23 protein-coding genes and 1 pseudogene are annotated in these 21,911 nt (G+C 51.5%); 16 read left to right on the top strand and 8 right to left on the bottom strand.

What is annotated here, in order from left to right:
- Window positions 1–18: 18 nt before the first annotated feature.
- From H6A34_RS00570 to H6A34_RS00545, 6 genes are all read left to right on the top strand, one after another.
- Window positions 19–288 carry a hypothetical protein gene (locus tag H6A34_RS00570; protein ID WP_087249285.1) on the top strand — a complete coding sequence of 90 codons (270 nt, stop codon included), beginning with the start codon at window positions 19–21 and terminating at the stop codon, window positions 286–288.
- Between the two features lie 407 nt (window positions 289–695).
- Window positions 696–983, top strand: coding sequence for a hypothetical protein (locus H6A34_RS00565; RefSeq protein ID WP_018667469.1), 288 nt, complete (start codon window positions 696–698; stop codon window positions 981–983).
- Between the two features lie 11 nt (window positions 984–994).
- The gene (locus H6A34_RS00560; protein ID WP_087249281.1) at window positions 995–1,237 is read left to right on the top strand and encodes a hypothetical protein; all 243 of its coding nucleotides are present in this window, start codon (window positions 995–997) and stop codon (window positions 1,235–1,237) included.
- The gene (locus tag H6A34_RS00555; RefSeq protein ID WP_087249279.1) at window positions 1,234–1,560 is read left to right on the top strand and encodes a hypothetical protein; all 327 of its coding nucleotides are present in this window, start codon (window positions 1,234–1,236) and stop codon (window positions 1,558–1,560) included. Before H6A34_RS00560 ends, H6A34_RS00555 begins: the two co-directional genes overlap by 4 nt.
- A 17-nt stretch (window positions 1,561–1,577) precedes the next feature.
- Window positions 1,578–1,931 carry a hypothetical protein gene (locus H6A34_RS00550; RefSeq protein WP_087249277.1) on the top strand — a complete coding sequence of 118 codons (354 nt, stop codon included), beginning with the start codon at window positions 1,578–1,580 and terminating at the stop codon, window positions 1,929–1,931.
- Between the two features lie 11 nt (window positions 1,932–1,942).
- On the top strand, window positions 1,943–2,287 hold the full coding sequence (locus tag H6A34_RS00545) for a hypothetical protein (protein WP_140406908.1): 345 nt from the start codon (window positions 1,943–1,945) through the stop codon (window positions 2,285–2,287).
- A gap of 83 nt (window positions 2,288–2,370) precedes the next feature.
- Here the strand turns inward: H6A34_RS00545 and H6A34_RS00540 are convergent, their stop codons facing one another.
- Window positions 2,371–2,973 (bottom strand): recombinase family protein, encoded by a 603-nt coding sequence (locus H6A34_RS00540; RefSeq protein ID WP_087249293.1) that lies wholly within the window; start codon window positions 2,971–2,973, stop codon window positions 2,371–2,373.
- 381 nt (window positions 2,974–3,354) lie between these two features.
- Between H6A34_RS00540 and H6A34_RS00535 the strand changes: the two genes are divergently transcribed.
- The 7 genes from H6A34_RS00535 to H6A34_RS00505 all read left to right on the top strand — a co-directional run bounded on the left by H6A34_RS00535 (window position 3,355) and on the right by H6A34_RS00505 (window position 10,080).
- Window positions 3,355–4,458 (top strand): hypothetical protein, encoded by a 1,104-nt coding sequence (locus H6A34_RS00535; RefSeq protein ID WP_239480703.1) that lies wholly within the window; start codon window positions 3,355–3,357, stop codon window positions 4,456–4,458.
- Window positions 4,459–4,505: 47 nt separating this feature from the next.
- Window positions 4,506–4,958, top strand: a complete 453-nt coding sequence (locus H6A34_RS00530; protein WP_087249269.1) for a hypothetical protein — start codon at window positions 4,506–4,508, stop codon at window positions 4,956–4,958.
- Window positions 4,955–5,305 carry a hypothetical protein gene (locus H6A34_RS00525; RefSeq protein WP_087249267.1) on the top strand — a complete coding sequence of 117 codons (351 nt, stop codon included), beginning with the start codon at window positions 4,955–4,957 and terminating at the stop codon, window positions 5,303–5,305. Before H6A34_RS00530 ends, H6A34_RS00525 begins: the two co-directional genes overlap by 4 nt.
- A gap of 18 nt (window positions 5,306–5,323) precedes the next feature.
- Window positions 5,324–5,815 (top strand): hypothetical protein, encoded by a 492-nt coding sequence (locus tag H6A34_RS00520; protein WP_087249265.1) that lies wholly within the window; start codon window positions 5,324–5,326, stop codon window positions 5,813–5,815.
- 100 nt (window positions 5,816–5,915) lie between these two features.
- Window positions 5,916–6,758 carry a hypothetical protein gene (locus H6A34_RS00515; protein WP_087249263.1) on the top strand — a complete coding sequence of 281 codons (843 nt, stop codon included), beginning with the start codon at window positions 5,916–5,918 and terminating at the stop codon, window positions 6,756–6,758.
- Between the two features lie 221 nt (window positions 6,759–6,979).
- Window positions 6,980–8,440 carry a MobV family relaxase gene (gene mobV / locus H6A34_RS00510; protein WP_087249261.1) on the top strand — a complete coding sequence of 487 codons (1,461 nt, stop codon included), beginning with the start codon at window positions 6,980–6,982 and terminating at the stop codon, window positions 8,438–8,440.
- Window positions 8,441–8,613: 173 nt separating this feature from the next.
- Window positions 8,614–10,080: an OmpA family protein gene (locus H6A34_RS00505; RefSeq protein WP_087249259.1), complete on the top strand. Its 1,467-nt coding sequence runs from the start codon at window positions 8,614–8,616 to the stop codon at window positions 10,078–10,080.
- Window positions 10,081–10,552: 472 nt separating this feature from the next.
- Here the strand turns inward: H6A34_RS00505 and H6A34_RS00500 are convergent, their stop codons facing one another.
- Entirely contained in the window at window positions 10,553–10,726 is a 174-nt protein-coding gene (locus H6A34_RS00500; protein WP_162614389.1) for a hypothetical protein, read from the bottom strand.
- Window positions 10,727–11,134: 408 nt separating this feature from the next.
- On the opposite strand from H6A34_RS00500, the gene dnaN reads away from it, so the two are divergent.
- The 3 genes from dnaN to H6A34_RS00485 all read left to right on the top strand — a co-directional run bounded on the left by dnaN (window position 11,135) and on the right by H6A34_RS00485 (window position 13,716).
- Window positions 11,135–12,256 carry a DNA polymerase III subunit beta gene (gene dnaN, locus H6A34_RS00495; protein ID WP_205102805.1) on the top strand — a complete coding sequence of 374 codons (1,122 nt, stop codon included), beginning with the start codon at window positions 11,135–11,137 and terminating at the stop codon, window positions 12,254–12,256.
- A 77-nt stretch (window positions 12,257–12,333) separates the two neighbouring features.
- Window positions 12,334–12,912 carry a hypothetical protein gene (locus H6A34_RS00490; protein WP_087249255.1) on the top strand — a complete coding sequence of 193 codons (579 nt, stop codon included), beginning with the start codon at window positions 12,334–12,336 and terminating at the stop codon, window positions 12,910–12,912.
- A 333-nt stretch (window positions 12,913–13,245) separates the two neighbouring features.
- Window positions 13,246–13,716, top strand: coding sequence for a hypothetical protein (locus H6A34_RS00485; RefSeq protein ID WP_205102803.1), 471 nt, complete (start codon window positions 13,246–13,248; stop codon window positions 13,714–13,716).
- Window positions 13,717–13,918: 202 nt separating this feature from the next.
- On the opposite strand, the pseudogene H6A34_RS00480 reads toward H6A34_RS00485, so the two are convergent.
- The 6 genes and pseudogenes from H6A34_RS00480 to H6A34_RS00455 form a co-directional block, all read right to left on the bottom strand.
- Window positions 13,919–14,989, bottom strand: a pseudogene (locus H6A34_RS00480) (ArdC family protein); the annotation flags it as partial.
- Between the two features lie 2 nt (window positions 14,990–14,991).
- Entirely contained in the window at window positions 14,992–15,609 is a 618-nt protein-coding gene (locus tag H6A34_RS00475; protein ID WP_205102800.1) for a hypothetical protein, read from the bottom strand.
- Window positions 15,610–15,659: 50 nt separating this feature from the next.
- Window positions 15,660–17,129: a glucosaminidase domain-containing protein gene (locus tag H6A34_RS00470; protein ID WP_205102798.1), complete on the bottom strand. Its 1,470-nt coding sequence runs from the start codon at window positions 17,127–17,129 to the stop codon at window positions 15,660–15,662.
- A gap of 31 nt (window positions 17,130–17,160) precedes the next feature.
- Window positions 17,161–19,797: a MutS N-terminal domain-containing protein gene (locus tag H6A34_RS00465; RefSeq protein ID WP_205102797.1), complete on the bottom strand. Its 2,637-nt coding sequence runs from the start codon at window positions 19,795–19,797 to the stop codon at window positions 17,161–17,163.
- Between the two features lie 18 nt (window positions 19,798–19,815).
- The gene (locus H6A34_RS00460; protein WP_205102795.1) at window positions 19,816–21,612 is read right to left on the bottom strand and encodes a hypothetical protein; all 1,797 of its coding nucleotides are present in this window, start codon (window positions 21,610–21,612) and stop codon (window positions 19,816–19,818) included.
- Window positions 21,609–21,905, bottom strand: coding sequence for a hypothetical protein (locus tag H6A34_RS00455; protein ID WP_204502440.1), 297 nt, complete (start codon window positions 21,903–21,905; stop codon window positions 21,609–21,611). Before H6A34_RS00455 ends, H6A34_RS00460 begins: the two co-directional genes overlap by 4 nt.
- Window positions 21,906–21,911 lie beyond the last annotated feature (6 nt).

The raw sequence follows: 21,911 nt of genomic DNA, 5'->3' as shown, positions 1-21,911 counted from the left end.
ATTTAACCATACAAACGTATGATTACAGCGAATATTGAATTTGGCGGTGTGGAGTACCCATGCCGCATGGTGAAAGACAACCAAGGCGAATATCTGATTATAGGCAGCACAGCCCTGCTTGATGCTTTGCACCCCGGCAGTTTCGAGGACGAGAACGAGGAATTTACCAGTAAGGAAGCATCGGACATCTACGATGAGATTTTTTTCTTCACCGATGAGCGTACCCTTGCCTTGCCCGACAAAGAGCTGGTGGAGGAGCTAAGGAGGGATAATCTCGAATGGTTCTGACAAAGAAAATCCATGTGGGAGAGGTCGGAGTACGGCCTCCCTGTATGGACTACCCAGCCTGGTTCCACTTATAGCACTTGCTTTACCCGGTTTTATCCCTGTTATACTTGCCTAATTCCCTTATCTTCTCATAGCCAACCACTGCTCCTTTTATACCTGTCTGCATGGCATTTCGCTCTTGTCCCTCACTGTTTGGCTTTCCGGCTGCGAATGTCGGGCATCGCGCTTGACCTGTCACGCTTTGAAATGGATTTCTTGCAGAATCTTCCTCCTGCGGAGCGTATTCGGCAAGAAAAAGCGTCAGGTGAAGCAGGACCGATGTCCGGACCAAGCATCCGTAAATCCCAAACAGGCTTCGGGGAAAGGAGCCGATGAAAGGGAAAAGTTTCACTTAAACATCTACGGATATGAACAAGAAATTTGACAACCTCAAAGAAACGAAAGAGTACCGCCTTGCCATGCAGGTGGAAAATGCGTTGAACGACTACGGCTTTGACTATGCAACCTTTGCCGCCTCCATCCCACTGATGCACCCGACTTTGCAGCAAAAACTCTATAAGCTATTGAAGGAGTGCCTGGTGGTGATAGCCGATGACAAAAGGCGGTATGATGACCGCAACCGTGCATCGCATGAGGAAGCAAAAGACATCGTGGCTTACTTGGAAGAGAACGGACATTATATCCCACACATCTAAAACATTGGACTATGGAAAAGAACGCTGTGTATCTGGTTTACACCTTGATTGAACAAAATGACTGCGTGTCAGACTGCCATGCCTTGTATGCCACCCTTGAACGTGCGAAAGCCGCCATGAATGTGGAGATAGAGGGAGCAATAGAGAATTTCGGCAAAGGCGAAGTGCTTCACGACCTTGAACGGCTGTATGAGTTCCGCACGGAGGACGGCTATGGGTTTACGGTAGGAATTGATGAAATGGTGCCGCTATGAACAGGAAAAGATACAATTACATTCGCAGGCTGGCGGAGAAAATTACCACCAGCCCCTCCAACAACATGGAGTTCTGTTATTATGGGCATTTGGTAAGCCTACAAAGTGGCACGACCGACTATGTGGATGTAACGGTTTACAACACGGCTGACCGTTATTCGGGCGAAACGGCTGATTTCAGCTTCGACTATTGGACGAAGGAGCTGGACATTGGGTACACGGAAAGCGACAGACTGTTTGACATCATAGTGCAAGCATTCTGGCGCATCTATGGCAAAAGGAGCGTCCATGTAATCATCGAGGAAGAAGAAAATTTTGACTAATCATAATAAAATTGAATATGGATAAAGATTTTGTATTGCAGATGGCGAATACCATCAAAGACCAACTGGTGGGCATGACCCCGTTGAATGTCATTCGTTCATGGGGCATCGAAAATTTTGTGGCAACGGAATACAAGGGCATGGCAGCCCTTAAATTCCATGTGCAAGGACGGTTGTTCAGTGGCAATGTCATCATCGCTTACAACGCATTGGACTACTACGAGGTTTATTTGCAGAACTATGCCGGCACAGAGTGCATCGGCGAGGAAGTGTATTTCGACGAACTTGGCCGTGTCATTGATGAAGCCATCGAGCGGGGCAAGGACGAAGCCGAGTATCAACGGTTTCTTTGGAAGGAATGTTTTTCATAAACGGACAACTTATGATTACAAGAACATCTACGCCCCAATCCATCGGGGCTGTCCTTGACAGCATGAAGCACAACGCCCTGCAAGCCGTCAAGCAAACAATTCAAGAGGGGCAACTCCAATCCGTGCCATTGGGCGGTGATATCCGCATGGGTTGGACTGACGAAGACGGTCGCACACGCAGCAGAACGCTAACAGGGCTTAGCTTTGACGGAGAACGGTTGAAAGTACAAGTGGCAGACCATTCCCTGCCCTTTATCTTGGACGAACAGCAACTTCCATGCGGTAGCCACATTTGGCTGATGCAAGTGAACGATGCCGTCCGAAACACCTTGGCGCGGCAAAAGCAGACCGCTTGACTTTTCTGAGTGGATGGGATGCCAATGGGTGTCCCATCACACTTGCGCACAGTCCTATTATAAAATCTTTTCTAACCCCTGTTTTAGTTGTCTTTCATCTTGTTTCGGGAACGTTTCAACTCCACTCCAGCATCCTTCAATACGCGGAAGATGGAACTGCGGCTTCGGAAACCGCTGGATTTCCAAATGTCCTCGATGGTATAGCCGCATTTGTACATGTTTACCACCAGTTTCTTCCTTTCCATTCGACCGTATGCAGCCTGTGAAAGCACTTTAATCCCTTTTGTCAGCCTGCCCGGTTTGGAAACCATCTTGCGCACGGCGTTGGCTTCTTCGGGCAGCTTGGCCACCATACTCAATACATCAGACACTTTGGTTTCCGGGAACAGTTCATTGCCTGAATCAATGCCGTCATGCAAGGAAACAAGGCGCACGGATTTTATCCGGCAGAGTTCCAAAAAGAATGACAACTGCCTTGCTCCCTTGACAACATGGGCGAATTTAGATATGACCAACGTGTCGCCTTTGCCAATGTTTGCCAAAAGTCTGTCCCACCCCAAGCGGTACGCTCCTTCAACCGGCTGTTCTTCCACGATGTTCTCACAGCCGAAATCCTCCATCCACTTCCTATCAGCCGCTCCCTCCGCATACTTGGGAAGATACGGCATGTAACCAATCTTAGCCATATAGTTTAAGTCCAAATTTAATTCTGACTGCAAAAGTATGATTTTTGCAGGATAAAACCTGCATCTCCAAGCTGAATTTCCAATTTAATTCTCTTTTCATATGTCACCTGTTTGGCTCTTTGTCCAGTTTGGGTGTTGCCTGTTTGTTGTGGCAAATGTCCGGGCTGATTATTTACGTTTGAATAGCTGTAATTCCATAAATTCCTGTTCTCGCAATCATTTCCTTTTTTATAGCACATTTTAGCCACTAACTGGCTGACAGACAAATACAAAAACCATACTTGGAGTATGATTTTCTAAGAATGGATAATGTTGTAGGAGAGATATGGTATTATGGCCTGCAAGGTATAATTTTGCACCGTCAAAATCAAATTTGCCAAGATGAAACGGATACTATCGGATGAACCAGCCACCAAATGGCCAACAAAATTTCTGCACTTTATGAGTGGAAAATGCCATGTCTTTCCGACTCTAAAAAATCATACTTTAATCTTCATTTTGTCTTTTATGGCAACATTGCTGGCAAGTTGCCAACCTGTTTCCAATGATTCCCCCAGTTCAATAGGCGATGCCTTGGTCTCTTATAACGAATTGTTCACGATAATCAAGTCAAAAAAGGCCTTGAACGTGGAAGAACTTATATCACTGGTACAGGAATGGCGCAAATTGAAGACTGCCGTTTCGGCAACCTTAGAAAGTGACACGACTGCCCATGCCGATGCCAGGCATATTTCCATTGGGGATTCCATCAAATTTCAAATGTCTCGCTTGATTGACAGCCGAACGTGGAGCTATTCCGACTACCTTGCCGTGGTGCGAGGATTGAATGACATAGAGATGGATTCAGTGTCTCAAAAGTTAGTGGCTTCCGTCCATCTGTTCTACCACGATGCCGGTACAGCCGCTCCTTTGAAAGGAAGCGCGAAAGAAGTTATCGGCAAATACAACCGATTGCTGGATGGCTCACTTGCTAAAGGCATCCGCACCAAGCATGATGCCATTGACTTCCTACGAAATGAGGATGTGGCTTTCCGCTCGTTTCTTCTCCATCTATCAACATTGAGCACTGGCAACATACCGCTTGACGATATTACAAAGAAAACGGGCGAGGTGATGCACGGAATTATCAGCCTGTCAGCCGATGAATATCCCGTGTTCGGTAAATCAGAAGTTGTCATACTGCTGGCGATGCGTAACAACAGACGGTTGTTGCAAAATGCGGAAGCCTGTCTGGAGAGTCTGCACCGTTTACATCGGGTTGATAACGGGCAGGCTACAGCCTACCTGTGGATGATTCTTCAACCGTGGATTTCATTGGACGGCTTTGCTTACGCACTCATGGACGAGGAACAGATGCGGACAATGGAAAAGCTTGCGGAAATGACACCCAAGGCTTTGGACAAATTGGAAGAGTCGGATCTTCCGCTGGATGCCGACGGGTTACCCGCGCTGCTGATCAAAACATTCATCTTGGGATATGAATAAATCTTGTCCCCAACGATTCCGAAACTAATCAAACATACTACAACTATATGCAGAAAGAACAAATTGACCGTTTTGTAACGTTGGCATCCTTGCAGATGCCGGCGTTGGTTTCACAAAGCCTTTTCCAAGGGGCGGAGGTGTACGAGGATTACGCCTTGCTCACTTTCCGCCTGCCCAAAGTTTATCCCATCGAGGAACTTATCGACGAGCTGGAGGACCAGATGGAGCTGGAACTCCTTTACCACCATGTGCCGAGCAAAGACACCCCGTTCGGCCAGCGGTGCTGTGCTTACTCCAATCCCCGCTTCGGCCACATGCACAAGTTGAACGCGCAAGCCGACGACCGCATCGAGTGTGATACGCTCTATGTGACCCTCTACGATTCATTGGAAGTGATGGGCAGCGAACTCCGCGAGGAGCTTGCGAGAGTGGCGAATGGCGGCAAACTCCTGTACGCCGTCAAGGAAGAGGAACTGCTCAAAGACTTCATCTGCCTATGAAGGAAGTCCTGTACAGGCAACTCGCCGCCACCATCCATGAATGCCGCACTTGGGTGGACGTGCTGGATACAGACCGTGAGTGCAACTTCATGCTGCACTCCGGCGGAGGGCTGCACCCCGTCCGTTGCAGGGTGCTTTCCTTGGTGGCACGGACGGCACATGGCGCATACCCCAAAGGGCATGTGTGGGATATTCCCGAATACCGTCTTGACCGTGCGGTGAACTCGCTCAAACGGCGGCCGGGCTTCAAGGAACGCTGCAGGCTGGGCACGCTTTCCATGCAGGACGCGGAGGACATCATCCACCTCGCCTCGCACAAACTCATCAACTTGGAACTTGAACTGTAACCCTTAAACCACAAGATAATGATTATTCCAATCCTTTATATGCTTTACATCCTTGCATATGCCGCCGTGCCGTTTCTCTACAAGAGCAAACGCCCTGCCATGCTCCAGTTTTATTTGCGCATGGCTTGGAGGCGCAGCTTCCGCAGATGCTATACGCTAGGAATGCTCGCCACCCTCATGGTGTTCCACTTCTACCATCTGAATTTCTTTGGGAATGTCCATGAACTGGCCTTGTCATCCATTGCCTGTTTGGCCCTGTATTCCCACAAAAACACGGAACGGGCGTTTGACTTCCTGCAACGGAAGCATCACCTTTCCTGGGCGGCAATGGCAGCGGTAATCCTGCTCTTCGTACCGCATATGCTGCCCCTTGGCATTACGTTGGCCACAGTCGTATTCGGCACCGTGTTTTATCCCTCGCAGGTGGCTCGTAACACATTTCCTGACACGTTGGATGACTATTTGGAGTTTCCTCATAGCATTGTAGACACCTATTATAAATGGTCATAAGGAACTTAGGCTGTCGGAATCATTACTTACATGTAAGTCCTTCCCCTGCCATTCCATTTTTACTCAATTGAACAGAATAACGCTTAAAACAGCCCCAAGAATGAAAGAAGAAAAAGCGGCAAGATGCCGCATCCTAATTGACAGCGGATTGCTTGCATTCCTCAATCCCGAATCGAACGAGAAGCACTCGAAACTGGCGGCGTTCCGCAACTTGTTAGACCTCTCTACTAAGGACAAGAAAGAGTTCCCAGCCATCGCCAAGCCTTTGCCGCAAGGGCAGGTGGCATTGACGGTCAGCGGGCTTGCCAAGCATTGGAACTGGCATCGTAACACGGTGCGCAAATTCCTCACCGAATTGGAATTATCGGAAGTCGCCAAAGTTACAGGACGCAGTGGGTATTTCATCCTCTCGATGACTTGTGTATTGCCAGAAGACGGACACATAAATACCCCTTTGTTGTCGGAGGAGGAACTGCTCTTGAACCGCTGGCTGTGTGGATACCTCACCATTGAAGAATGGGTGGAAATGCTTGTACACTTCATAACCGAAACTGACAAGCTGTTCGTAACCGAACCGACAGGCAAACGCTCCGACCGGCAAGCATCCACAGGCGAACGTCTGCATAAGCTGATAGCCCATACCATCCTCCAACGCACAGGCATCATTCCAGCCAACACACGGGTGAATGAAGCCCTTGAACGGCTGTTCTTGGAAGAATGCGGCAAAGACCTTGCGTGTTTCCTTCAGCGGCTGACGCTTGCCGGACTGCGGCTCATTGAGGCTGAGACCCCACTGAAAGCGCAAGCCACTTGTAGCGGCGATGAAACGGCCGACATCATTCTGCAGTATTATCTTCCCTTTATAACGCAAGAAAAGCCCCATAACGGACTTAAACCGCACGAGGGAACCAAGTCCACAGGTGGAACAGATAACCAAGTTTAAACGTCTTGCTTCCCCCGCGCTGAGTTTCGTCAAACCAAGTGCATGGTATCCCGACAGACGGGATGGGTATTAACGGAGGTCTTGACCTCCGACCCTGACGACAGGGCTTGCCCACGAAGACAGGCTCTGCCTGCGTAGCCTAATACGCACTTTGCCCTTAAAGGGGCAAAATGCAGGAACCGCCGGGGGCGGCAGCAAGCTGTAAAAAACGACCGGATTATATGGCAGAAAGCATCAAACAGGTATTTGACATCAGGCCCGGAAAGGGCATGAGCGATGGCCAGAGCAACGAGCACCAGCGCAACTGGACGGAAAGAGGTTGGGAATGGGCGACGAGGCACGGCAATTATGACCGCACCCGCGAACGGCTCAACTTTGAAATAGTCAAGGGCGGGAAAGTTGTGCCCGTGGATAAGTCCAAGTCTATCGGGCAACGCATGGCGGAATCCCTGCAATCCCGTGGCATCAAGGATCCCAACGAGGGACTCTCCGAGCCGGGGTTCCGCACTGTAGCCAACATCATCTTCGGCGGTTCGAGGGAGCGGATGCACCAGCTCGCCTTCGGCAACCAGAGAGTGAACTTCACGCACGGGGCGGACAACTCTCATATCTGTCGCAACAAGGACATAGAGCGTTGGGCGCAGGACGTGTACAGGTTTGCATGTGAACACTGGGGCGAAGATAACGTCGTCGGTTTCTATGTACACCTTGACGAGCTGAACCCCCATGTGCACTGCTCCGTGATACCGATGGATCCACGCGGCAGGATTTCCTACAACAAGGTTTTCGGAGGCAACAAATACGACTCCAAACAACGTTTCTATTTCTATCATGACGAGTTCGCCAAGGTGAACGAGAAGTGGGGCATGAAACGAGGCACGAGCATCGCCTTAAGCGGTGCGAAACACCGGACCACGGAGGAATACCGCCGTGCGTTGAGCGAGGAATGTACGACCCTGGAGGAACAGGTTGAGAACAACAGGAAGTTGCTCGGCGAGTTGCTTGCCGACATCCGTTTTGCCGAGAAACGGGTGAAAGGACTGGGCACGATGACCGTCAACTTAGAGGAGAAAAAGAAGCAGATGATTGCCGAGATGGAAGCCCTTGCGGAAAAATTGAAAGCGAGCCGTGGCGATTCGGAGGAATTGCGCAAGAAGATAAGCAAACTCGACCTTGACTTGCAGAAAGTGCTTGATAATCTCACCGACAAACGCGGCAAATTGGAAGAAGCGAACAGACAACTTTCCGAACTTAGACAGATAGAGGAAGAAACACGTGAACGTGCGGTTGAATACCGGCGAGAGCTCAAAGCTGCGACCTACGACTTGGAACATCAGGTGCGCTACCGGCTGGCCGATGCGCTGTTGGGCGACATACTGAACGAGTTCAAGTCATTGCTTCCAGCATTGGACGGCGAAGGACAAAATCTGTTCGACGGCACGCTGCTGAAAGATGTGGCCGAACGTGGCGAGGACATCTTCAAATGTGCCATCTACCTCTTTGCGAACTATGTGGACTTGGCCACGACATTTGCCGAAAGCCACGGCGGTGGAGGTGGTGACAATGACCTGCCTTGGGGACGGAAAGAGGACGAGGACGACCGGGCCTGGGCAAGACGCTGCCTGATACAGGCAAGCCGGATGATGAAGCCCAAAGGAGGCAAGAACGTCCGCAGGAAATGACAGGCCAAGAGACTTTTTGTCATCACTTATATCTGACTTATAGTATGATTGACAGTATGGTAAATCGCCGTGACTGAAATTCTTGTTAAGCGGGAGTTGAAAGAGGAAGAAAGCCTCTTTGCAGACGTGGCGAATCATTTCTTTTGTAAGTCGAAAACAAATATGCTGATAATATGATAAGAAGATTTTTATTGCTATCCGTATTGTCCCTGCCGCTCATGGCAAGGGCGTACAATGTTCCCATGACGGATACTATCCGATGGGAGATCCTACCACAATGGGAGGAATGGCTGAAACCGTTGGAGCCGATCTATTTGGAGAATGCCGTGGAGGTTTCTCCTTGGCGTGGAAACTGGTTCGTGAACGTGTCCGGCGGTGTGTCGGCTTTTGTCGGTTCGCCGCTTGGCTGCGGTGACATCTTTGACCGCACGAGACCAGCATTGTCCGTTTCTGCGGGCAAGTGGTTCACGCCTGCCATAGGTGTGAGAGCTGCCTTCCAAGGTTTGCAGTTCAAGGATGCCCTGTTTGAATCAAGAAACTTCCAGCATCTCCATGCCGACTTGATGTGGAATGTATTGTCGGGCCTCTCATGTCCCAAAGAGGATTTCCGTTGGGACTTGGTTCCTTACGTCGGCTTGGGTATCCTGCATAATGACGAACTCGACCGGCAACCCTTTGCCGTTTCTTACGGGGTGCAAGGACGATACCGTCTGACCGACCGCCTGCACCTCACCGCTGAACTTGGTTGCGCCACCACCTTCAAGGACTTTGACGGCATGGGCGCAGGCAACAGGTGGGGCGACCGTATGTTGTCGCTGACCGCCGGATTCTCTTACACAATCGGCAAGAGAGGTTGGAAGCGCGTGGTTAATGCCTCCCCTTACATCAAGCGTAACGAGCGGTTAACCGATTATGTCCACAGCTTGCGCGGTGAGAATGAACGGTTCAGGCAGAAGAATGGCATGAGCATCCGCATCATTGCCGAATTGGAGAAGATATTGAAGTTGGAAGGACTGCTTGACAAGTATGCGGACAGGCTTTCTTCGATAAAAGATAGACGTGATGGCAAAGGCTTGTCTACCGGCTATCCCAAGAATGATTACAGCGGATTGAACTCGCTTCGTGCAAGGCTGCGCGATGCCCAAGCAGACATGGACACACATAAAGGCGACAGCACTTTTATCCACAGCAAGGACACAGTTTATATGGCATACGGCGAGGTTTCCAATTATAGAAGTGATGGTTCGTTTCAAGGCAACGATTCCATTGTTTCATCCTTGCCTGTGGACGGTAGATATATCGGCCCGCCCATCTATTTCTTCTTCGTGCTGGACACCGACAGGCTTACTGACTATTCGCAGTTGGTCAATTTGGACGGCATCGCCCGGATTGCCCAAAAGCACGGGCTGCGCGTCCAAATCATCGGTGCGGCAGACAGTGCGACAGGCAACGATGCCATCAACAACGGCTTGTCTCAAAGACGTGCCGCATACATGGCCGGACAGTTGCGAAAGCGTGGCGTGGATGCCGACAGGATAGAAACTGTTTCAGCCGGTGGTATCGACGATTACAAGCCCGTAGAAGCCAACCGCAATGCTTGTGTAAGGCTGTTGTTTCCTGTAACGAACACGACTGATTAGGTTTTTGTTTTGTTTTATTCTTGACAGGGGGATTCACGATCAAATCGAACCACTGTTTTAAGGGCAGGCCGGCTTGTGAAAGTCGGCCTGTTCTATATCCGCAAGTCAAATTCCGACAAGTCGTCGCTGCATGGTTTGTCGCTCTCCGGATCTAACGGCAAGACTTCCTTTTTTACCACTACATACTTCCCATTCCTTTTGCCATACCACAAGTTAATCATGCTGTTCACATAAATAATCGTCCTGTCAGGCGTCTAATCAATGTCTTCCGACTCTTCATCATAGATACCCGTTTACGACGTTGGTATGGATGATCAAGGATTGGCAGAACTATTTTTGTGCTTCGCTTAGGTATGGGTTGTACCTTGACTGGAAGTAATAGTCCGTGAATACGCATGGGATTTTCTTCTTTTTGAACACTTTTGGGTGGCTGATGGTCGGCAGCAAACCTCGCAACGGTGATGGGGAAAATCTACCTCGCTTCCTGATTGCCCGCCAACACAGCCTTGCGGCTGAACTCCCTGCGCAGTTCCAAAGTAGGCTCATATTGGGCGGCGGCACAATAGGCTTCGCCCAGCTTTCTTCTCCAATACCATGTAAGTGACAGTATCAGAATGAGCAACACTATGATGATAAACCGTTCCATATACTCTTATTTGCCTGCATAAATGACTGCAAAAATAATAAAACCGATATTTTGTGGAACGGGTTTTCAAGAAAATGTCAAATCAACACTTCCACTTTGCCATCCTTTTATATACAGACAGTCATCCGATTATACAGACTTTTTACCACTCGCGCCATACCCTTGCCGCCGGGCGTATTTTCGGGTGCGAAGTTCAGTCGCCCGCTGTTGATGCCGAAAACTTTTGGGACAAAGGCCGGACTAAGCGGTTGTTCCCGATGACAGGAATCTTCCTTTCTCCTTTGTCCAAAGCGTATTCCTGCCAAAAAGTTTGCGTCATAGGCGGACGGCTCATCCTGCACCGAAAAATAACTTCCTCCGGGCAAGGGCAAACAGCCCGAAAGCAGGGGAAACAAAAACATTCTCATTATGAAATTTACAGTATCATCAACCGCAATGGCAAACAAACTGGCTACAATGGCCAAAGTAATGAACAACAAACCGGCACTGCCCATCCTTTCCACGTTCTTGCTGGAAGTGAAAGAGGACGCACCGCTGGAAGTGACCGCCTCCGACCTGGAATGTGTATGGCACGGCTCGCTGGATATCACAGGACAGGAGGGAGCAGGCAAAGTGTGCATCACGGCATCCACCTTGTTGGACGCAGTGAGGAACCTGCCCGAACAACCGATTACCTTTACCATTGACGATAAGGACAAAAGTGTGACCATCAACTATTTGAACGGGCATTACGGCATGGCAGGGTTTGGCAGCGATGAATATCCCATGATGCAAAACGAGAGTGACATTCGTTTCGACATGGACGCAGCCACATTGTGCAATTCCATTGACCAATCGCTCTTTGCCGTTTCTTACGATGCCTTGCGCCCCGTGATGACAGGGATAAACTACACTATTTCCGATGGTAAGTTGGAGTGTGCCGCATCCGATGGGCATAAGTTGGTGCGCAACACCTATCCCTTGGCAGGAAATGCGGATGATTGCCGTTTCGTCTTGTCGGCTAAGGCAGCAAAGATTGTCAAGTTGTTGTTGCATAAAAAGGAGGGTAGCGTGGAAGTGGAATACAACGGGCGGAACATTGTGTTCAAGACCGACACGGACAGTTTCAGCACACGGCTGATAGAGGGAACATACCCCAACTACAATGCCATTGTTCCCACCAACAGCAACAAGGAAGCTACCATCGACCGCCAAGCCCTGTTGTCTGCCATCCGTCGCGTAGGCGTATTCGCGGAAAGGACGAGCCGCCAGCTTGTGTTGTCCTTTTCGGGCATGGCCTTGCTCCTCACAGGGCATGATTTTGACAATGCCACATCGGCCGAAGAAACCGTGTTCTGTACTTACCAAGGCGATGAAGTCCGTATCGCTTTCCACGCAGAGAACCTCAAGATGATATTGGAGAACATGGATACAGCCGAAGTGCGTTTCCGCATGAGCGAAGCCTGCCGTGCCGCCATCATCGAACCCGTTTCAAGCGATGTGCAGTCGGAACACTTGGCTCTGCTGATGCCGATGATGTTGCCTGAGTGAACGACAAAAGGTATAGGGTGTTCCTAACGCCCTGTACCCCATCCAAACATAATGTATAACTAAAATCATTTACAATCATGCCTAATTGGTGTTCAACAGCCCTCGTATTCGAGGGTGACAAGCAAGAAATCAAGACCCTTTACCAAACGATGAAAAAGTTGGAAAGGCGCAAAACTCCATTGGTTGAAAACGGTTTTGGCACAAACTGGTTGGGTTGCCTTGTCGAAGCCTTGGGCGGCAAGTGGGAGAATACCTATTGCCGTGGGTCATGGATGTCCTTGCAATGCCAGGGGAATGTCTTGCGCATGGAAACGGAAACCGCATGGGCGCCCTGCATCGAGACCTACGACTTCATCTGCGAGAAGTTCCCCTCCTTGACTTACTATTACATTTCCGAAGAACCGATGATGGACTTTTACGAGACCAACGACAGCGAGGGCCGCTATTTCAAGGACAGGTACGCCGTGGATGCGCACTTTCCCGATGACGGGTACGTGACCGAATATTTCCCCTGCTTGGAGAAAACCCTTGACTGGGTGTCGAGAATGTGCGGTTGCGCCATCTGCTCCGAAAAGGACTTGGGCGACCTCAACCGACAGTGGAAATCGGCAGGGACGGACAATTACTGCTACCTGTACCAATACAATGTGGTGTGATGAGCCGCAAGGACAGCTTATGGGAAGCCCTGCCGATTTCCCATAGGCTTTCCATGCCGCAGCACCCTTTTATACACTTTTATATATTGTTTTGACCAATCCTTTTATACCTTATTGGATTTTGCCATACGCCCATTCTTGCCGCCCCATTTTCCAGTGCAAAGTTACGGCATGGGAAACACGTCAAGCACCGCCATACTATCCTTCGAGATTGCTTGCCTTTGTTTCCCTGTCCTGCCGTTTCCATCCGCACGTAAAATGTCCTTGCGGTAAGGGCGGAAAGCCCGGACAACAGGGAATGCACACAATGTCCAACTAATAAAAACAAGAACCATGTACTCAAACATCATTCAAATCGGAACGGAAGTCATCGGCAAGGAGGATTTCATAAACGCGCTCACGTTGTATGAAGGCGGTTATGGCTTCTTCGACTATTGTTCGGAAGTCCTGGAAGCATACCGTAAAATCGTGATTGAGGATTTCTGCAGCTGCATACTGCCCGAAGGGATGTTCACGCCCATCGACGAAAATTCCCTGCGGTATAACGGCGGCATCGGCAAGTGGACGGAAGAGTGGGTGGCCCGCATCCACGGCAAGGCCGTGAAAGTGTCATCCGAAAACGTATTCAAGTTCGTCGGAGAGGCATACTGGCTGAAAAGGGAGATTGAAAATCCGCTGGATACGAACATCAGGTTTTTCATCGACGGCGAACCCATGCTATCGGCCGGCTTCATGTCCTGGGTCAGCGGGTTGGAGGAAGGAACGGTACTTTTCTTCGGCGGTGTCATCCGCTATCATTTCTGACACGGATGCATCAACATTGGTAACTGCCGGCAGGGTGGAGCAAACAAATCCACCCTGCCGACCGTACCTTTATGAGACCGCTTCCCTTTTACCGTCCCCGTCGGTACGGCACGTGTTCCTCCGCCACCGTACCCACAAGCTCTCGTTCCTCATGAGCCACTTCTTGTGTGTTCCCGTCGCCGTCCACATCCATGATGTCCGGCTTGGCTTCGATGCGCTCCTGTACGGCCTCAATCTGCTGCGAAATCATCGAGGTCGCCCTTTTTACATCGAACAAGGTCGTTCTCAGGAACTCCGGCGACTCTTTTAGGCTGCCCAGCCACGACTTCAGGTAAGCCGCCGACTCCTCTTTTACCTGCTTTGCCATACCATAACGTGAAGCCAACAGCGCACTACCCAGCTCGGCCACCAATTCCTCCCTTGCGTATTCCTCCGACCCGAATGCAGCGGGTTTCAAGCGGTTCAACCGGCTCTCATGTCCGGAACTATGGGTCATCTCATGCAGCATGGTGCCGTAATAGGATTCCCCGTTCACGAACTGCGCCTTTTCAGGAATGACAATTTCGTCCTTGCTGATGCTGTAATACGCCCTGTCCTGATGCATGGGGCGGATAGGACATACCCACAGTCCTTTGTCCACCATCTCGTCCAACGGGGCGAAGGAGAATGACTCGCCGTCCAATTTTACGGGCGGTTTCAGTTCATTGGCAGACCGAATCTTCTCGTACAGTTCGGGACGAGCCTCGCGGAGGTTGGTCTGGTCCACATTGAACACGTTATATACGTTCATCTTCGGATAAACCGAATATCGCTGTTTTTCTTCATCGGACAGCCTTTTATAGTCCTCATACTTGATTTTCTCTTTCGTTTCCTTGTCCACCACGGTAAAGGTGGTGATAAAAACCGGGAAGGATCTCTCGCCTTTCTGCACGGACACCAACGACAGCTTCTCTCCGTTTTCATCCAGCAAAGGCTGCCGCGAGCCGTCCTTCTTCTTGCTGTAATTGAGCGACAAGGCCGCATCGAAGGTGCAGAACACGGGAAGCTCATACCCCCTTTTCTCACATTCCAATGCCAACATCAGAGCATTCATCCCGTTGTACTCCCTGCCCGAAAGGTTCTTCGGCCATTTCATCATGCCCGCCGTGAACCAAGGTTTCGACCAGTCCTTTTGCAGGGTGGAAATCTTCTCGATCATCAGTTCCGTGAAACGTTCCAACGCCCGGTCTTCGGCTGACGGACCATCCCTGTGGTAATCATTCCTCTTTGCCATGCTTATTCCTGGGTTTGATAGTTATTATCCTTTTTTACCCATTCAGCCAACTCTTCCACCCGGCAAGCGATGTTGAGCTTGTCAAGGTAGGCTGACAATTCTAGCTTGCCCTTGGCTGTTATACCCGTCTTAGGTGCAAGGAAAGTCTCCCGCTCTGCCGAGAAACGGATGAAACGCACCCAAGTGAAAGCGAAGGCTTCTCCGTCTTTCTCGGTGCTGAAAGCCGAGAATACAAGATACTTGCCGCCTTTCTTGTCGGTCTTTTCCTCCACCTGCTTGCCGATGGTGCCGCGAAATTCAATGTCGCCCGTTATGCTGTCCTTGTCGGATACAGGGGCAAAATCCACTGCTTCGGCATGGAAATTCAAGTATAGGTTGTCGCTACGCTTACGGAAAGTAAGCGTACCCTGCATTTCCACCCTTGCACCCACGGCATACGAGGTGGTATCTGTTTCTTCTCCGTCCATTGATACGGAGATTTCCACTTGCTTGCCCGCACCCGACTTGGCGGGAATGGTTGCCTTGACGGTAAGGCAGATAAACGATTGTCCCTCGCTGTTGGTCCGCACCGTCGCCGCCCGGCTGACCGTGCCGTTGATTGTCACATTGCATTTGATCATAATTGTTATCCTTTATTGGTGATGTATTCGTTATTTCGCTATTCTGTCTTTTATCTGATTTGCAGGTTCTCGCCTTGACCATTGTGTTGTTCCATTCCCTGCTCATAGTTCTGTGCCACTTGGCCGGATAGGGCGATGCTGTTCACTATCGCCACCACTTGGATGCGTTTCTGCTCTGCTGTGGTACCCGTATCGGAAAGGACAAGGGAAAGGCGGTTCATCTCCGATGCGGTCAGTTCGTGCGAGAAGATTCCGCTGCCATTGTCCATATGCAAGATGGGGCGGCCGCCGTCCTGTATCTCCAACACGCATTCCTTGCAGGCGGGCAGCAATGCCGAAAGGTCGATGCGCTTGCCCAAGGCCGCTTCGGTGGCCACTTTCATCTGTTCATCCTTGTTGTCAATCTGCATGGCCAATGCCATGAGCGAAGTGAACATCGTAATGGCCATCTCCACTACGGGATCAGTGCCGTAGCCAAGACGTGCACCACTGTCCTCCGAGGAAAGCAACTTTTTCATCCATTCTTCCGGTGACAGGGTTGTGTTGATGGCCGCACCATCAGCAGCCTTGTATTTTTCCATCAAGTCCTTGCCTTCATACATCAGTTGCAGGTTGATGTTCCCCTTTTGGGCGACATCGGCCAAGTATGCTGCAGGATCGATGTTACGCCTGCTGCCGTCCGTGGAGATTTGCACCACACCGAATTGAAGGTTGTCCCCCGACACGCCTACCTGCTGTCCGGCGTTTACCGTATCGCCCACTTTGGCATTCGTGTTTGCCAAGTCTTGGTAGCTGACCTGATAGGTGGTGCCGTCTGTCCGTGCATACTCTACCGTCAGTGATTTACCGGTGTCCACCGCCACCACCTTGCCATTGTCTTCCGTGGCCAAAACGGCTTCATGGTCTGTTTGCAGGGTGATGCTGCGTTGTCCGCCGAACGGCGCAGTCACCAACAGAAACTCCAAACGTTCCAATGGAAAGGCATAACCTTTGCCCTCTTCGGTAAGGTGGCTTTCCCTGTCCTCGCCAGGTGTCCGGCCTTGTGCTTGCATCTCTTCCATTACCATGCGGTCGTACTTGTCAAGCCCGTTCCGCTCGATGATGCCAATGAGCGAGGCAGCGTAGTTGCCTCCCGTGGCATATCCCGCCTGTTCCAACCCTTTCGCCCAGCCCTTGTAGTCATCGGCTTGCAACTTGAAACATCCGGCATACCGTTTGTTCTCTGCCAGGAAACGGGAATGGTGTTCGTAGGAAGCGGCCACGCTGTCATAGCTGCAAAACTTCTCATTGGGTTTGTCATCTGTATACAAGCCATACCTGCCGCCACCGTCCAACCAGCCTTGCGTGGCCTTGATGCCGAAATGGTTGTTCTCTTTCTTTGCCAAAGTGCTTTCGCCGTTGCTGCTTTCCAATATGCCCTGCGCCAGTGTCACGGAGGCCGGTATTCCGTAGCGGCGCATCTGCTCCATCGCACATTTGGCGTATTGCTCCGCATATATTTCGTTCTTGCTTTTACCCATATTTGAATCTTTTGATTGTCAATAATCCCTGTTATCTCCCACGCCCCACACGTGCCTCATTCTCATGGCTTACCGTTTGCTTGGATTCTTCCAATTGGTCACAAATTGCTACCCGTTGCCCTGCACGGATAAGTTTGGGAAGATGGGTGTCCAAATCCACGAAGGGGAATGAAACGGTATCCGCCTTATCTCCCTGTTCCACATCAAGTTCCAATATCCGTGAGGCGGTCTGTGCATCCTCCTTGTAGGCCACATAGTTGTCGCCGGTCCGGAACAGCAGCAAAGCATCTGGGTGTTTGGATTTAAGTTGGCCGAACTGTTCCTGCATGGACGGGGTGAAAGAGTGTCCTTTGGCGGTGGCCTCAGATGCCATGTTGGTTTGTTCTCCTTGTTTGGATTCCTGTGACTGGATTTGTGCGTTTGCCTGTTGCAACACATCGGCAAAGAGCATGCCTGCCAGATTAGTTTTGTATTCGGCCATATCCTCCGCCGCCCACATCCGTTGCCACTGTTGGGGCGTCACCAGCCTCGGCTGTACCTTCTCCACGCCATCAATGACCGGGGCGCAGAGGATGCGCTCGTCCTTAGTGCGGAAAATATTCACTCTTTTAATCCTTGACAGGTCGGCATTCTCGGTGTGACCAGCGAACAAGTCCGTTTTCAGTTCCGGCTTATTCTGCGCCAAGGCGTAGTATTTATTGGCCAAGCTGCGGCGGACTTCGGCGGACGCTTCCTGTTGCCCTTGCTTGATGGTGGTGAAGAAACGGTTGACATCCTCCTTGTCGGGATAGACGCTGAATGACGCCTCTCCCTGTGGTTTAAGGTACAACGCCCACCGCCCGTCATCGTCACGCAGCATCTGTATGCGGTCGAACTGCACGGTGGTCGCGTTTTTCACCGCCTCGGACACATCGATGTGCGAAAGTGTCCGCAGTTCCTTGCCCTCTAATTTGGCCGTAGTTACCTCCTTGCCCTCAAAGTAGCTGTCATCGGGACGGAAACCCAGTAAGCCGTCCTTGTTAAAGAAACGGACGAATGCAGCGCCTTGCGCCCGCAAGGCACTCTCGATGCGTGGCTTGGAGAAGCCGGGCAGGTTGTTCGTCACCGCCTTTGCCCCGCGTTCCGACCGTTCTTGGGCACTCATCACCTCGTCCGGTGTCAGGCTGTACGGACGTTTGTCACCGTCGGGCAAGACCACATGGCCACCTTCCAACGCCCCGCCAGGCAGCACGACATCCACGAGGCCCGTCTGCTTGTCGCGCACGATGACCATCTCCTTGGTGGAGCGGTCGGGTATCCCTTCCAAGCTGTCAGACACCGCATAGCTGCCCTTGGTATTCCACTCGGCAGGAATGTACTCCTTGCAGGACTCCGCCATCTGGGTGCCGTAATTGGCGGCTTCGGTAAAGGCGATTTCCACCACTTCGGGGTCTTCGTCACGTACCCTCGACAATGCTTCTTCCACCTTTTTGTCATAAAAGCCCAGACTAAACTTTTCCATGAAGCCCTGTTTCTCGGCGGGAGAGGCGAAATTGCGGCTGTCCACGCCCATGCCTCCCTTACGGATGATGTCGAGCAGGATGGCGCTCTCCCTTGAATCTACTTGCGGCTTCTGTTTCTCGCGCAGTTCGGTGGTGCGTTTGTGATCCCGCAAGGCCGCGTATTCTATCTTCTCGCCACGCTCCGCCTTGCGCATCACCTCCACGGCATTGTTCACGTCCGTTTCGATGGCTTCCAGCAATATTGGGTTCTCGTGCAGTTCCTTCGTCCAGTATTCCACCAAAGGCAGGTTCTCCGCTGACATCTTGGCCGGCAGACCGAACTCCGACATCTTCACGCCAGCGGCGAGTTCAGCCACCAGTCGTTCATATTTCACGGCATCTTCCGAAGGTGCCTTGCCGCCTTGCATCACCATGCCTTCACGGGCAAGACGTTGCTGATGCCCGGTGGCACTTGCCACTTGGCGCACCAATTCCTGCACATAGTCGGGGTAAGAGGCAAAATGCTTTTGGTCTGGCATATAGACGGCATCCTTGGCGGTGTCGTAACGGGGTATGCCTGTGCCGTCCTTGCGGATAGGTACGAGGTTTTCCTTGACCTGCGCCACGAAATGGTTGACGGCGTTCCGCAACTGCCGCTCTTCCGCCTTGAGGTTGCCCCGGTCGTTGATGCCGCCATGGCTCTCCAGTAGGGCACGGTAGGTTTCGGGATTGGAATCGGGCAGCGTGGTCTGGTCCACGTTGAACAGGATGCGTATCTCCCGGTTGCGCACTCCTTTGTATTGTTTCCGCTCTTCCTTGTCCATCCGGAGGTAATCCTCCCTCGACATCGTGTCGTTCGGGTCGTTGCGGTTAACATACTTCTCCCATTTGTACCAATGGAAGGGCACACCTTTTTCACCTTGCAGCACCGCTTGTCCGTATTTCTTGGCCTCGTTGAACGAGAAATAACGGGCGGTCTTGTAACCTCCACGGTCGGTGTGCATAGCGAGTATGAGAGCGTTGAATGGACTAACTTCAGGGCCTTTCGGGTAAAACATGGGAGCCGTCCTGCCCGAAGCGTTCAGCCAGTAGCCGCCGCTGCTTGCCGCTCCGTTTAATGCGCCTGACAGCAGTTCCTTTTCCCTTTCCACTGCGGCTTTCTCTTGAGGACTTTTATTCTTGCTCATTTTTTTCAGATTATGTTGTTACTTGATACCAAATGTCCTTTCCCTGCCTTCCTCCAATGCCTGCTCCGAGGCACTAAAGTTCCCTTGGGCTATCCGCTTGGTTTGCTCATGCTTGGCCAACACGGCATTGGCAAGGGTATTGATCGGCAATGCCCCCTCCCGGCAGGCTTCGGCGGCATTGTGTGGCAACAGGACGCTGCACGGCACACCGTTGATTTCCATAAAGAGGTGGTCGCCTTGAAGCACGGGATTGGCGAGCCTTGCGTTCAGTTGTTCATCGGGATAAGGCTTGTATAGCTGTCTGGTAGGTGTTTCTTCTTGCTTGTCAAGAGCTTCTTGCCCGGCCTTGTTGAGCAGGTTCAAGCCGCCCATGCTTATCAATACCATTTTCAGCAAGGGATTACGGACGAACATGCCCAGCAATATGGAAGCGACGGGCAACAGACTGTCCTTTACCCCGAAAGATTTTGTATGACCGGTGAACAAGCCTATCAGCACATCGGGGAGCATGGAAACCACATAGCCCAGGTTCTTGCCCACGCCGTCCAGCCCGTCCAACCCGAATGTCCTCAGAAAGGAATCCCAACCGCTCTCATTGGTCTGTTGCTGGTTTTCGTTCTGGCCGCTTTCCGGTGTTTGTTCCTGTTGCGGCTGTTGTCCAGGGTGTTGTTCTTCGCTTTCCGATTGCGCGGTTCCTGTTTTCTTCTTCTGCGCTTCTTCCTGTTCGGCCAAGGTCCGGAGGTATTCCTCCTCATGCCCCGGCGCGACAATCATCGGCACGTCCTTGTAGCGTTCGTCATCGCGCTTGTTTTCCGGAATAAATGATTTCAGATCCATATGGGGTAGTTTGTATTGTTCCGAATAATCCGCCCATAACGGTTTTTCCGTGAGGATGCCCATGGGCTTTACCAGCCGGCTGTTGACGGAAAGTACATAGTCATTCTCGTAGGAAACGATTTGCTTCCCTTTTTGGCGGAAGCCCGTGAACACGTTGCCTTCCGCACCGAACACGCCACGGCTGATGCACTCTTCCACGGTCGGCACTTTTACACCTCCTTCTTTATCGCCGTCGATATACCGTTCCACACCGTAGGAAACGGCTTCCAGACCCAAAGTCCCGACCAGTGCTGTCCATGAGGTGATGCCGCCAGTGGCTGCGGCATCCGCCACGAGGGAAACGCCACGTCCGGCTGCCCTTTCCCCTTTGGACGGCTTGTAGGCGGCTTCGCTTCTTGCGTCGATTTCCTGTTGCAGGGGAGATTTCATCAGGGAGTCGGCGAAACCGAACAGGCTGCCCTCCATACCCTTGCGAAGCACGTATTCCACCGATGACTTGGGCATCCGCTCGGCCACCATACGGTCTATCATCAGCTGTTCCATGCGGTAGTCCACATAGGCGAAAGCCAGGTCGCCCCCTAATCGGGCCGAGAGGCTGTCATACCGTTCCCTGCCTATCTCGGCCACGACCGCATTGCGCCATTCCCCGGCAAGCAGGGTGAGGTCGGAGGCGATGTCCTCGTTTCCGGCAATCCTTTCCCTGCACATCTCCACATAATCCTCGGCGGTCTTGCTGTTCCATTCTCCCGTGAGCCGCAGGTGTCGGAGCGTGTTGTCGGGCATTTCCGTGGCTCCGCTTGCAAGACTGCCCAGCAGTCCTGCCGGACTCATGGTGTATTCGCCTATTTCCTCCGCCTGTTTCTTTCCGATGTAGTCCTTTACGTCCTGCATGACAGCCACCAGATAAGTGTCGAAGTAGCTTTGCAGGCAGTATTCCACCTCGGCGAACCGTCCGTCATGTCGTATTCCGTTGCTCATGTGATGTTCAGTTGTTTCATCAGTTGTTCCCTTGTCTGCTCTATCGCGTGGCGGCAGGCCTCCATCTGCTTGGGGTAGTATTTCTCCAGCATCGCGTCCTTGGCTATCTCATCGCGGATGAAGCCCACCGCCGTCTGCCGGTTGATTTCCACCGAGGCTTCCCCTTCCTCCTTGTTGTTGAACCAGGCCTTCGTCCACCACCTTAGTCCGGCGCGGTCGGGATAGACGGTCACTAATCTGGGTATGTCGAAACTGCACACGTCAATCTCTAAATTCGCTAGCGGGTCGGTGATGCCGAT

The organism is Marseilla massiliensis (assembly GCF_016899855.1).
Classification (GTDB): domain Bacteria; phylum Bacteroidota; class Bacteroidia; order Bacteroidales; family Bacteroidaceae; genus Prevotella.
Note: the sequence above shows the minus strand (reverse complement) of the source record. Positions and strands in the feature narration are given on the sequence as shown.

What these genes read in the sequence shown, in the direction of transcription:
- H6A34_RS00535 (WP_239480703.1), top strand. Translation starts at nt 3,355, where the DNA reads ATGAAACGGATACTATCGGATGAACCAGCCACCAAATGGCCAACAAAA.
- H6A34_RS00500 (WP_162614389.1), bottom strand. Translation starts at nt 10,726, where the DNA reads ATGGAACGGTTTATCATCATAGTGTTGCTCATTCTGATACTGTCACTT.
- H6A34_RS00490 (WP_087249255.1), top strand. Translation starts at nt 12,334, where the DNA reads ATGCCTAATTGGTGTTCAACAGCCCTCGTATTCGAGGGTGACAAGCAA.
- H6A34_RS00570 (WP_087249285.1), top strand. Translation starts at nt 19, where the DNA reads ATGATTACAGCGAATATTGAATTTGGCGGTGTGGAGTACCCATGCCGC.
- H6A34_RS00520 (WP_087249265.1), top strand. Translation starts at nt 5,324, where the DNA reads ATGATTATTCCAATCCTTTATATGCTTTACATCCTTGCATATGCCGCC.
- H6A34_RS00525 (WP_087249267.1), top strand. Translation starts at nt 4,955, where the DNA reads ATGAAGGAAGTCCTGTACAGGCAACTCGCCGCCACCATCCATGAATGC.
- H6A34_RS00540 (WP_087249293.1), bottom strand. Translation starts at nt 2,973, where the DNA reads ATGGCTAAGATTGGTTACATGCCGTATCTTCCCAAGTATGCGGAGGGA.
- H6A34_RS00530 (WP_087249269.1), top strand. Translation starts at nt 4,506, where the DNA reads ATGCAGAAAGAACAAATTGACCGTTTTGTAACGTTGGCATCCTTGCAG.
- H6A34_RS00505 (WP_087249259.1), top strand. Translation starts at nt 8,614, where the DNA reads ATGATAAGAAGATTTTTATTGCTATCCGTATTGTCCCTGCCGCTCATG.
- H6A34_RS00550 (WP_087249277.1), top strand. Translation starts at nt 1,578, where the DNA reads ATGGATAAAGATTTTGTATTGCAGATGGCGAATACCATCAAAGACCAA.
- H6A34_RS00465 (WP_205102797.1), bottom strand. Translation starts at nt 19,797, where the DNA reads ATGAGCAAGAATAAAAGTCCTCAAGAGAAAGCCGCAGTGGAAAGGGAA.
- H6A34_RS00565 (WP_018667469.1), top strand. Translation starts at nt 696, where the DNA reads ATGAACAAGAAATTTGACAACCTCAAAGAAACGAAAGAGTACCGCCTT.
- H6A34_RS00515 (WP_087249263.1), top strand. Translation starts at nt 5,916, where the DNA reads ATGAAAGAAGAAAAAGCGGCAAGATGCCGCATCCTAATTGACAGCGGA.
- H6A34_RS00560 (WP_087249281.1), top strand. Translation starts at nt 995, where the DNA reads ATGGAAAAGAACGCTGTGTATCTGGTTTACACCTTGATTGAACAAAAT.
- H6A34_RS00485 (WP_205102803.1), top strand. Translation starts at nt 13,246, where the DNA reads ATGTACTCAAACATCATTCAAATCGGAACGGAAGTCATCGGCAAGGAG.
- H6A34_RS00545 (WP_140406908.1), top strand. Translation starts at nt 1,943, where the DNA reads ATGATTACAAGAACATCTACGCCCCAATCCATCGGGGCTGTCCTTGAC.
- dnaN (WP_205102805.1), top strand. Translation starts at nt 11,135, where the DNA reads ATGAAATTTACAGTATCATCAACCGCAATGGCAAACAAACTGGCTACA.
- H6A34_RS00470 (WP_205102798.1), bottom strand. Translation starts at nt 17,129, where the DNA reads ATGGGTAAAAGCAAGAACGAAATATATGCGGAGCAATACGCCAAATGT.
- H6A34_RS00475 (WP_205102800.1), bottom strand. Translation starts at nt 15,609, where the DNA reads ATGATCAAATGCAATGTGACAATCAACGGCACGGTCAGCCGGGCGGCG.
- H6A34_RS00460 (WP_205102795.1), bottom strand. Translation starts at nt 21,612, where the DNA reads ATGAGCAACGGAATACGACATGACGGACGGTTCGCCGAGGTGGAATAC.
- mobV (WP_087249261.1), top strand. Translation starts at nt 6,980, where the DNA reads ATGGCAGAAAGCATCAAACAGGTATTTGACATCAGGCCCGGAAAGGGC.
- H6A34_RS00555 (WP_087249279.1), top strand. Translation starts at nt 1,234, where the DNA reads ATGAACAGGAAAAGATACAATTACATTCGCAGGCTGGCGGAGAAAATT.